This is a genomic window from uncultured Bacteroides sp. (assembly GCF_902472605.1).
GTDB lineage: Bacteria > Bacteroidota > Bacteroidia > Bacteroidales > Bacteroidaceae > Phocaeicola.
This window is the reverse complement of sequence record NZ_CABROP010000069.1, coordinates 1-10,923: the sequence shown is the minus strand read 5'-3', so window position 1 is coordinate 10,923 and position 10,923 is coordinate 1. Positions and strand designations below refer to the sequence as shown.

Sequence of the window (10,923 nt, the reverse complement as noted above, 5' to 3'; positions counted from 1 at the left end):
CCCTGGACCCACTGATTAAGAGTCAGTTGCTCTACCAACTGAGCTAAGAGTGCATCACTATTTTCATTTGCGAGTGCAAAGGTATACTTTTTGTTTGAAACAGCCAAACATTTCTATAGTTTATTTTATTCTATTTTTTCATATTTTCCCCGACTGACTGGTTATAAGACAGATATAAAAAGGCCGGCATAGAAAAAATCCAGCCGGCCTTGCAGTTTTATTTACATAATAGCAGATTTGGCTCGTAAATCAAAAACGATAACCCAAGCTAATGGCGAAATTCATATTTTTAGGTTTGTCGCCTTTTTCCACATCCCACGGAGTAATAAACCCATGCTGCCCCGTCAGGTTAATCAGATAACGATCGCTCAACTCAAAGCCAATGCCGTATTGGATACCCAAGTCAAAACGTTTCCAGCCGTCGTCACCAAAAACTTTATGATCGCCTCCTTTATCATATTTGGCTTTTCCACCCAGCCCGAAAGACAAATACGGACCGGCATTGATTACAAACTTGGTACTTTCGTTAACGCTGATTTTATACGCACCTAAAAGGGGAATATCAAGATAGACCGGTCTTACCTTATACATATCTTTCACTTTATATCCCTTGGAAGTAAACATCAAGCCCGACTGGAAAGACCAGTTTTCATTGAATCCATAATCCATACCAAGCCCCAGCGTAAAACCGGGCAATGCTTTCGTACCTTCTACCTTGGTCAGGTTACTGAAGTTCACACCTACACGTCCATCCCATTTTATCTGAGAAAAACCTGCCAACGCATACATTGCCAACACGATTGTCATCAATAAGAACTTTTTCATAATATCATCGGTTTAGTTTAGGTCTGTCCCTTTGAACCAATCTGTTTTTTCAAAAGTGGAGGGACTACTTTCACTTATAATCTAAAAGAATGAAAGCCCACTTTTGTTTTGTGATGATACACAAATTTACAAAAACATTTCAAATAATCAAACTTTATCAACCAAGAAATTAGGAAATCTCCCCCCAAAAAAACGTACTTGCGTTTTAACTCAAACGCAAGTACGTTTGAAGTAAAACGTCTTTGCGTTTCAGACAAAACGCCCTTACGTTTAAGTCCAAACGTAAAGGCGTTTTTTCCAGGTCGTAGGATGTCTTCCGAAAACCATTAAAATCCCTGAAAATCTTCCTGTCAGAGCCCCATCTTTTTGGTCTTTCCGCTCACTTTCTGGATGTCCAGCCGGATGATTTCCGTACGAGGGAACGATTTGTTGGCATACTCGATGCCCTGTACCTTGTGATCGGGACAGTATTTGGAGAGCAGAAGGGAGAGGGCCGACATCCGTTCCGCCTCGTGCAGGCTGTGGTGGGCCGTACATTGCAGTACCACGCTCTCGTAGCCCGTAGTGAACTTGTCGGGGATGACGCGGCTCCGCCCTGTCACGCAGAATGATACATTGGGGCAGGCGTCGATGCAACGCAGTTTGCGGCCCACCGGCGCACAATGGATGTAGATGGAGTTTCCGCGGTCCCACACATAATTTATCGGAATGCCGTAGGCTCCGTTCCCATCTTCGCTCTGCATGGAGAGGATACCGTATTCACCGTCGCGCAGGATCTCAAAGGCGCGGGTCTCGTCGAGCAGGCGGTCCTGCCTGCGCACGTCCTGATTGTTGTATTCCATAATCCCTCCGCTTTTATTGGTTAGCCAATTCGTAGATTTCGCGGGTGGCCCGTGCATCCAGCGGCACGTAGCAGCCCACGTATTGCCCCTTGTTCTCGTGCAGTTTCTTTACCAGCAGGTCGATGTCCGGATGCTCGATGCCCAGTTCCTTGAAGGTGACGGGCATACCAATGGCATGAAAGAAGGCTTTCAGACGGGCCACTCCCTCCAAGGCCATGGCTTTTTTATCGTCCGACTCGGGCACGTCCCATACGCGGTTGGCATACTGGGCCACCTTACCCACGTGATGGCTGGCCATGTAGGTGAGCCAAGCCGGGAAAATCACCGCCAGTCCGGCCCCGTGCGTTACATTATATACAGCACTCACCTCGTGTTCCATGAAATGCGAAGCCCAGTCTTCCACGGCCCCTACGCCGCATGTTCCGTTGTGGGCGATGGTGCCGGCCCACATCAGGTTGGCACGGGCCCCGTAGTTCGTCGGTTCCTTCATCACTCGGAGCGCTTCCGTGGTGATGGCCTTGAGCGTCCCCTCACACATGCGGTCGGGCACCTCCTGATCTTCGGTGTTGGTGAAATAACGCTCCATGATATGCGCCATCATGTCGGTCACCCCGCAAGCCGTCTGCCAGGCGGGCAGGGTGTAGGTCAACTCCGGATTCATCACGGCAAAGGTGGGGCGGAGCAGGCCGTGCGTGCGGACACTCAGCTTCTTCAGTCCGTCAAGTTTCGTGATAACCGTGTTCCCGGAACCCTCGCTTCCGGCCGCCGGGATAGTGAGCACCACGCCCAGGGGAACCGCCTTCTGCGGTACGGCCTTGTTGATATAGAAGTCCCAAAAATCGCCTTCATAGGGAATGCCCATAGCGATGGCCTTAGCCGTATCAATCACGGAACCTCCGCCCACGGGCAGCAGGAAATCAATCTGCTCGCGGCGTCCCAGTTCGATGCCTTCGTACACCTTCGGGTCGGTAGGGTTGGGCTGTACGCCTCCCAGTTCCACGTGAGGAATGCCTGCCTCATCGAGTTCCTTTTCAATCTTGTCGAGCAATCCGCTGCGCACCACGGAACCGCCGCCGTAGACAATCAGCACTTTCGTGCCACGGTATTTCTTCACCAGCTCTGCCGTCCGGCTCTCTGTGCCTTTTCCGAACACGAATTCGGTCGGGCTATAAAAATCGAAGTTATTCATATTGCTTACAGATTATAGGGTTTATATGCTTTGTTGGACAAAGTTACAGAATTTCTCCGTATTTTTTATAGGAAATACGACACACCTCGGCCTCCTCCCGCGAGAAAACTGTAGTTTCCATTTGCCTCGGCACGGGGCTTTTTGTATCTTTGCGGCACAAACTTAAAAACTGCCCTAATGAAATCGGATATCGAAATAGCACGCAGCATTGAGCTGACAAAGATTAAACAAATCGCACGCGAGTATGGCATTCCGGTAGAGGAAATCTCCAACTACGGACGTTACATTGCCAAAGTTCCTGAAACACTGATTGATGAAGAAAAGGTGAAGAAGAGTAACCTGATTCTGGTGACGGCCATCACGCCGACCAAGGCCGGCATCGGAAAGACAACCGTTTCCATCGGTCTGGCACTCGGACTGAACAAAATCGGCAAGAAGGCCTTCTGTGCCTTGCGCGAACCGTCGCTCGGGCCTTGCTTCGGAATGAAGGGTGGAGCTGCCGGAGGTGGTTATGCACAGGTGCTCCCAATGGACAAGATCAACCTGCACTTCACGGGTGACTTCCACGCCATCACTTCGGCCCACAACATGATTACGGCCCTGCTCGACAACTATATGTACCAGAACAAGGACAACGGCTTCGCCATGAAGGAAGTGCTCTGGAACCGTGTGCTCGACGTGAACGACCGCGGCCTGCGCTACATCGTGACAGGACTTGGAGGCAAGACCAACGGCATCACCCGCGAATCAAGCTTCGACATCACGCCGGCCTCTGAAATCATGGCCATCCTCTGTCTGGCAAGAGACGAAGATGACTTGCGCCGCCGCATCGAGAACATCCTGCTGGGATTCACCATCGAAAACAAGCCTTTCACGGTGAAAGATCTGGGCGTGGCGGGTGCCATCACGGTGTTGCTGAAAGATGCGTTGTCGCCTAACCTGGTACAAACTACGGAACATACACCGGCCTTCGTACACGGCGGTCCGTTTGCCAACATCGCCCACGGATGTAACTCCGTACTGGCTACCAAGCTGGCCATGACCTTCGGCGACTATGTAGTGACAGAAGCCGGATTCGGTGCCGATTTGGGTGCGGAGAAATTCTACAACATCAAATGCCGCAAGGCGGGTCTCCAGCCGAAACTGACGGTCATCGTAGCTACGGCTCAGGGACTGAAGATGCACGGCGGTGTGGATGTAGACAAAATCAAGGAACCGAACATGGAAGGCTTGAAAGAAGGAGTAAAGAACCTCGACAAGCATATCGACAACCTCCAGTCATTTGGTCAGACCGTAGTGGTAGCTTTCAACCGTTACGCCAACGATACTGACGAAGAACTCGACTTCGTGCGCCGTCACTGTGAGGAAATCGGCGTAGGCTTTGCCATCAACAACGCCTTCATGGAAGGGGGAGCAGGTGCCGTCGACTTGGCCAACCTGGTAGTAGACACCATCGAGCACAACCCGTCACAACCGCTGACTTTCACGTACGACGAGAACGACTCAGTAGAAGAAAAGGTGACCAAGATTGCCTGCGGATTGTATGGAGCCAAACAAGTGTTGTTCGGTCCGGCTGCCCGCAAGAAGATACAGATGATCAAAGATCTGGGATATACTCATTTCCCGGTCTGCATCGCCAAGACACAGTATTCTTTCTCTACCGACCCGAAACTCTACGGGGTGGCTTCCGGTTTTAACTTCGCCGTACGTGACATCGTGATCAACGCCGGAGCCGAAATGCTGGTGGTAGTAGCTGGAGAAATGATGCGTATGCCGGGATTGCCGAAAGAGCCGCAGGCCTTGCACATCGACATTGTGAATGGAGAAATAGAAGGATTGTCGTAAGCCGATGAAGCCACAGTTTCTTGTCGGAGCCCTGATGCCCGGAAGCGGGCAGACCCTCGTGGCCTTGGGACTGATGCGGGCATTGCGCAACCGCGGCCTGCATGTGCAGTCGTTCAAGTGCGGACCGGAGCTGGCTGAGCTGCGCTACCATGCGCTGGCTACGGACCACGAACCGGCCAATCTGGATGCGTGGATGGCCTCACATTCTCACCTGCAAACCCTCTACAACAGTTACGGCGAAAAAGCCGATGTGTGTCTCGTAGAAGGGAAGGGAGGATTGTTCGACGGTTTCCGGAAGGCGCAGGGAAGCGGGGCCGAACTGGCCCGTCTGATGAGAATACCGGTGGTGCTGGTGGTCAGCGCGCGCAATGCGGGCTACTCCACGGCGGCCATGCTGCAAGGCTTCAAGCATTTCTATACAGATTTGAAAATAGCCGGAGTGATTTTCAATCAGGTCACTTCGGCTGCCCAATATGGTTTCCTACGCGAAACCTGTGCCGAAGCGGGGGTGGAATGTCTGGGGCATCTTCCTTTATTGGAAGATGCAGGCCTTCCTCCCCGGCATCAGGCACTTACCTTGCCGCTGCGGAAGAGCCTTGATCAGCTCTTCAACAAAGTGGCTGAACAACTGGAACAGCATATCGATTTGTCCAAGCTATTGAATCTTTGTACCCGTATCTTCCCTTGTGCGTATTCACTTCCTTACATTTCGGAAACCGAAACGGAGGCATGGATAGGTGCCCGAAAGCTGCGGATTGCCTTGGCTTCCGACCCGGCTTTTCCTTTCCTATACCGGAGAAGCATCGACCGGATGCAAGGAGAAATCATCCGTTTCAGTCCGGTGTTCGGCAGCGAACTGCCTCAGGCAGACATCGTCTACCTACCCGGCGGCTATCCGGAACTGTTTGCCCGTCAGCTTCATCGCCGGAAACGCCTGATGGAACAGTTGCGCGCGTACGTGGAAAACGGAGGAAAACTGTTGGCCGAAGGGGGAGGAATGGCCTTGTTGGGACAGACCTTGACCGCACGTCCCGGCGGAACGGCCTACGAGATGGCCGGCATCCTGCCTTATTCCGTCTGTGTGAAAGACAACCGTCCGTGCAACGGATACCGCCAGACTTCCTATAGGGAACTCAGCCTGAAAGGATATGAGTATCGCTATTTCGACCTCGTGCCGACAGAAGAAGCGACTTCGCTCCAGACACCGGTCTGTCATGCCAAGGGAGGGGAGATGCCTGGATCATACTTTTTCCGCTACAAGAACTGCATCGCCACTTCCGTCCACAATTATTGGGGAGAAACCGGCCTGTACAAGCTTTGGGAATAGGTCGACAAGCTACTTTTTCCGTTTCCCAGACGAAAAAAAACGAAGAAAAAAGAGGATTCTAAAAAAATAATTCTATCTTTGCATCACCAAATCGCGGCAGTAGCTCAGTTGGTAGAGCATCAGCTTCCCAAGCTGAGGGTCACGGGTTCGAGTCCCGCTTGCCGCTCCTCAGTATTTAAAGGCTAATATTCTGATAATTAAGGATGTTAGCCTTTGCTTCTCTAAGAAACTTTCTCCGATTTATAGATTAAAAAAAAGGATATAAACCTCACTTTTGAGGTTTTGTGCGTATCCTTTGCGTATCCTAAAAATTTTAATCTATATGGCAACACTCAAATTGACCGTATTCAAGGCTAAAGTCTTGAAAGATGGCAGGCATAAAATTAGGATTGCAGTCTGCCACAAACATGAGACATCCTACATCATTACCAATTTCATCATTGACTCAGAGTCACAGTTCAAGAACGGACAGGTGGTAAAAAGGCCTGATGCTTCAATGATGAACTCCAAACTAAGAAATCTCCTGAATGAATACCAGGAAAAACTTGATGCTATCAAGAACAAGGAGATATACTCATGCGCCCAGATCAAGAATATTATTTCTAAATCCCAGTCTGAGGATGAATCTGCTACGTTCCAGCAAGTTTGCATGGCATACGAAAACGAATTAGTAGAAAAGGGGAGTAGTGGGTATGCCGGCCTACTTAGACAAAACCGGAAATACTTCACTGAGTATGTTCATGGCGATATACTTTTGTGTGACATCACTCCCGAAATAATTGAGGGGTATTCAGCCTTTCTGAGAAAAAACAAGAAGTTAGGAGAGACGACAAACGGTATGATGATGCGACATACTAAAACAATCATCAACCGAGGAATCAAAAAACGTATGGTGAAATACGAAGTCCATCCATACATTGATTTCTCAATACCCTCTTCTCCAGTCAGGGACATAGACATAAGCGTAGAAACATTCAATGCTATCAGAAAGTCATCTCCTCAAGAGAAAAGGCTCCGCATAGCCAGAGATTTATTCTGCTTGTCGTTCTATCTTGGAGGAATCAATCTGATAGACCTTATGAGTTATGATTTCAGAAAATCCGAGAAGATAGAATATGTGCGTACTAAATCAAGGAATAGGACAGTAGGCACAAAAGTTATCAGCTTTACCATTCCAGAACCTGCTATGACCATTATCCGAACATGGATGAACAAAACAACAGGGAAGTTGGATTTTGGATATAAATTTACTTACAAGAACTTTCAAAGATATATATCCCGTTCATTGGCTGCCCTCGTCAAATCTATCGGAATCAGTGAGAAAGTTATGTTCTATTCGGCCCGCAAGTCTTTCGCCCAGTATGCCTCTGAAATAGGTATTCCTGACGGTATAATAGACTACTGTCTGGGCCACTCAGACAAATCAAAGGGAGTTATCCGATATTATACCAAAGTCCGGCAAAAACAGGCTGATATGGCTATTTCGCGGGTGATTGATTACGTGGATAATCCAGAAAAATACAAGCAATATATTGAACTTCGGTCTGATATTATGATGATGAGAGGATAATGGAAAAGCCCCTTCCGGATATTAATCTGGTCGGGGCTTTGCTGATAAAAAATTGACAATATACATCACAAAGATGCATATAATTTTCGAGAAAAGTTGTATATAATTCTGATAAAATATTGTATTTAGAACTGCCACAAGTTGTAATTGACCGTTACGGCTAATACCGGGGACAAACCGTTTCTACTGATACCATAGCCAGCAGACAGACCCAGCCCCCATCTCTTTGGCTTATTTGACACGATTCTATCTCTGTACACGTACTGTGTTACCGTCTTTGGATAGACTCGGATTTCGTCAAGTCGTGGAGCCACGCCGCTGATTTTAGCATAGTAGTTGCTATCCTGATACTCTTTATACTCACGCAGATGATAGCAGGTGTCACTCACATGAATGGTATCAGAGTTATCAATCCATGCAAGATAAGGTACAGGAGACAGAATGTACATCGTATCCACCTGAATCTTTCTGAGAGTATTGGTTATGGTGATGGTGTCCGATTCCTTATTGATGTTCCTCGCGTCATTCCTTCGGCTGATAATAAGTATCGTGGTTAAGACGGCTATTATTATATAAGATAAAATTTTCATGGCTTAACGACGATTTCTGGGATAAATGGATACTCAGAACGTACATCGAAGCACGGACACATCTTCGTCCATTCTTCCGGTTCCACGATTCCGTCTCCGTCCAGATCCGGACTGGTATCACGATGTCCCAGCACTTCCTTAATATCAGGGTACTGCTTAATCAGTTTAGCAATCAGTTCGTGCAATGCCTTATTCTGAGCCGGTGTCCGGGTGTCGGCTGCCTTACCGTGCGCATCCAGTCCTCCAACATAGCAGATGCCAATGCTGTGTTTGTTGTAGCTTACACCACTGAAACCCTTAGAATTACAGTGAGCGCCATCGATTGTGAGCGAACGGCCAACTTCTACCGTGCCATCCAGCCGGATAACGTAATTGTACCCGATGGTGCTGAATCCTCTTTGCAGGTGCATCTGGGTGATTTCCTTCTTTCCTATATCCTGACCAGCACGTGTCGCTGAGCAATGAATTATTATCGAATCTATTTTGTTCATATCATTAAATTATTTATATTTGTGAAAATCTTTTATTTTTATGGGTGCAGCGGCGCCCTTTTTTTATTTCTTTTCCTCCTTTATCTTCTTAATTATTTTCTGTGCCTCTTCTGGAGTGAGGCATTCTACAATCTTTGCAGCCATGTCGGCCACTTCCGCTGCATGACTCTTTTTTCTGCGAAGGTTCTCAACGACTGAAAATCCCTCTACAAACAGGACTCCAGCCGTACCGATAACTGCTCCATACGGAAGATTGTACCATGGAAAACAAAGGCCCAGAATATCAATCAGGATGAAAAACACCACCAGCCTGTAATAGTCCACGATTTTCGTACCTGTCTTACGGAGTGGTCGGCTACATATCTTTTCCTTGTTTGCCCGTGCCGCGTCTATTCCGGTCCACATATCCAATAAGCAGGCAAATACGATAAGCACAAGACAGACAAAAATGATTGCTATTCCTGCACGTAGGTCTTGAGTGATAAATCCGATATACTTTTCCATCAGCTCACATGTTTATCCGACCAGCCCTTTGCCAGCCAGCCTAAATAGATTCCAAACAAAAACGCTCCTGTAGATACGATACTTGCCCAAAACGGAACGTACTGGTAATATGCCAGCAATCCTACAATTATGACTACTACAATAGCCATCAAAATCATTTTTCTCTTCATACAATTAAGGTTTTTAGTTAAACAATATGTCTTTATATATCCCTCTTATCCCTTATTTTGGTAGCACTTATAATAGACAAAACGCCCACAAGCGCATCCCGGGATGGAACACGCTCATGGGCGTAACTACTATTTCACACACAAATCTACTCATTTACCTTCCTTTTCCAACGAAGGTAAACAAGTTAAAAACGAACAAAGAATATATTGTTTCAAAAAGGCTGACACACCTTGTCAGTAGAATCTGGGTAGAGTATAAGAAATCTACCAATTCTCTACCTGACCGCAAAATTTGGCTGAAAATCGAGCCGTTTTTTTCGCGTTTTTACGGCCTTCAAATCTCGAAGAATTGTTGATGAAAGAACCTCCGAATAAATCTCAGTCGTCTTTACCGAAGTATGGCCTAAAAGCTTTTGCACGGTTGTGATAGGAACACCTTGATGGATAAGTAGGGTCGCACATGTATGACGTGCTGTATGATACGTTATGTGCTTCTTTATACGTGCCATTTCGGCTATCTGTGCGAGGTATTTGTTCACATCTGAGTTACACCCTAAATCGGCAAATTCTTCTATGTTGTAGCGGTCCAGAATGCCCAATGCCTTTCCCTCAAAAAGCAAGTGCAGCGGGAGCCGAAGTTCAATGCCTGTCTTGATTGACTTGAAGTGCAACCACTTCTTTCCATTTACCCGAATAAAGTTCGATGTAGTAAGCTGGCAGAAGTCAGAGAACCTCAAACCTACATAGCAACAGAACAGGAACGCATCGAGCACATGGCGCATCTTCTTATCGCTTACTTCGAGATTCTCCAACTTCCTTAATTCATCCGGAGTCAGGAACTCATGCCGGCCCTTTTCCTGCTTGATTTTGAATTTCCTAAAAGGATACGCATCTGCGTGAATGTATCCCTGATTTATAGCTTCATTGACGAGCGTTCGCAACTGTCGAAGATGTTTGGCCACCGTATTCACTCCGTTTCCTTTCTCTCTCAGATATGCTTCAAAATCCTTCAGGAAGCTATACGTTATGTCTTTGAAATCCAATCCAGGTCGGAACTCCTTCAGGACGTTGATAGTCGTAATCAGGTTGTCTTTCGTACTTTGACGTCTGTCTGAATGTTTAACGTATTCCTTTGCAAAAACAGGAAACGTAACAGAAACGGGAGTATCTTTCTTTATCGCGTCCTTCAATAGTGACAATGTGGGCGAGATTCCACGTTTCCAGAAAGAAAGTTCTATGGCTTGCAGGTGAAGAATATACTCGAAAAGCATAGCGTTCAGGTCATTAGCCTGCGGATGATTACATACCTGCGCTGTCTGCTTGTCCCAATTATCCGGACGAAGATAGATATTTGTTTTGAAGTAAATTTTGCGCTGATTCAAAGAGGCCTCTACCTGTACAAGTGCTGTTCCTTGTTTGTTTAATTGCTTTTTACGGTTATATACGAGTCGGTATCTTATTTTATCCATTTTTCGGCGAAGATACATTGTTTGTATTGCTCTAACAAATCTGGACCCGTGGGAGGACTTTTGGGCATTAATAGTAGCTGGTTTCGTCAGCGAGGTGTATT

11 protein-coding genes and 1 tRNA gene are annotated in these 10,923 nt (G+C 47.2%); 4 read left to right on the top strand and 8 right to left on the bottom strand.

Translation table 11 applies throughout. The annotated features are described in order from the left end of the window. Window positions 1-249 precede the first annotated feature (249 nt). The 3 genes from RDP42_RS12160 to RDP42_RS12150 form a co-directional block, all read right to left on the bottom strand. Complete coding sequence (locus RDP42_RS12160) at window positions 250-825, bottom strand: porin family protein (RefSeq protein WP_308763900.1); 576 nt, start codon at window positions 823-825, stop codon at window positions 250-252. Window positions 826-1,175: 350 nt separating this feature from the next. After that, the gene (locus RDP42_RS12155; RefSeq protein WP_022353718.1) at window positions 1,176-1,667 is read right to left on the bottom strand and encodes a pyridoxamine 5'-phosphate oxidase family protein; all 492 of its coding nucleotides are present in this window, start codon (window positions 1,665-1,667) and stop codon (window positions 1,176-1,178) included. Window positions 1,668-1,680: 13 nt separating this feature from the next. Further along, window positions 1,681-2,856, bottom strand: coding sequence for an iron-containing alcohol dehydrogenase (locus RDP42_RS12150; protein WP_308763899.1), 1,176 nt, complete (start codon window positions 2,854-2,856; stop codon window positions 1,681-1,683). Between the two features lie 177 nt (window positions 2,857-3,033). Here RDP42_RS12150 and RDP42_RS12145 point away from each other — a divergent pair, with 177 nt between their 5' ends. From RDP42_RS12145 to RDP42_RS12130, 4 genes are all read left to right on the top strand, one after another. Then, entirely contained in the window at window positions 3,034-4,701 is a 1,668-nt protein-coding gene (locus RDP42_RS12145) for a formate--tetrahydrofolate ligase (RefSeq protein ID WP_308763898.1), read from the top strand. Between the two features lie 4 nt (window positions 4,702-4,705). Beyond that, window positions 4,706-6,028, top strand: a complete 1,323-nt coding sequence (locus RDP42_RS12140; protein ID WP_308763897.1) for a cobyrinate a,c-diamide synthase — start codon at window positions 4,706-4,708, stop codon at window positions 6,026-6,028. Between the two features lie 93 nt (window positions 6,029-6,121). After that, window positions 6,122-6,194, top strand: a tRNA-Gly gene (locus tag RDP42_RS12135). 156 nt (window positions 6,195-6,350) lie between these two features. After that, entirely contained in the window at window positions 6,351-7,598 is a 1,248-nt protein-coding gene (locus RDP42_RS12130; RefSeq protein ID WP_308763896.1) for a site-specific integrase, read from the top strand. 125 nt (window positions 7,599-7,723) lie between these two features. Here the strand turns inward: RDP42_RS12130 and RDP42_RS12125 are convergent, their stop codons facing one another. The 5 genes from RDP42_RS12125 to RDP42_RS12105 all read right to left on the bottom strand — a co-directional run bounded on the left by RDP42_RS12125 (window position 7,724) and on the right by RDP42_RS12105 (window position 10,822). Next, window positions 7,724-8,047, bottom strand: coding sequence for a DUF6808 domain-containing protein (locus RDP42_RS12125; RefSeq protein ID WP_374046983.1), 324 nt, complete (start codon window positions 8,045-8,047; stop codon window positions 7,724-7,726). A gap of 137 nt (window positions 8,048-8,184) precedes the next feature. Beyond that, the gene (locus RDP42_RS12120) at window positions 8,185-8,679 is read right to left on the bottom strand and encodes an N-acetylmuramoyl-L-alanine amidase (protein ID WP_308763894.1); all 495 of its coding nucleotides are present in this window, start codon (window positions 8,677-8,679) and stop codon (window positions 8,185-8,187) included. Between the two features lie 63 nt (window positions 8,680-8,742). Then, window positions 8,743-9,183, bottom strand: coding sequence for a phage holin family protein (locus RDP42_RS12115; RefSeq protein ID WP_308763893.1), 441 nt, complete (start codon window positions 9,181-9,183; stop codon window positions 8,743-8,745). Beyond that, window positions 9,183-9,332 carry a hypothetical protein gene (locus RDP42_RS12110; RefSeq protein ID WP_308763892.1) on the bottom strand — a complete coding sequence of 50 codons (150 nt, stop codon included), beginning with the start codon at window positions 9,330-9,332 and terminating at the stop codon, window positions 9,183-9,185. The genes RDP42_RS12115 and RDP42_RS12110 overlap by 1 nt, the downstream gene beginning before the upstream one ends. 296 nt (window positions 9,333-9,628) lie before the next feature. Continuing rightward, entirely contained in the window at window positions 9,629-10,822 is a 1,194-nt protein-coding gene (locus tag RDP42_RS12105) for a site-specific integrase (protein WP_308763891.1), read from the bottom strand. Window positions 10,823-10,923 lie beyond the last annotated feature (101 nt).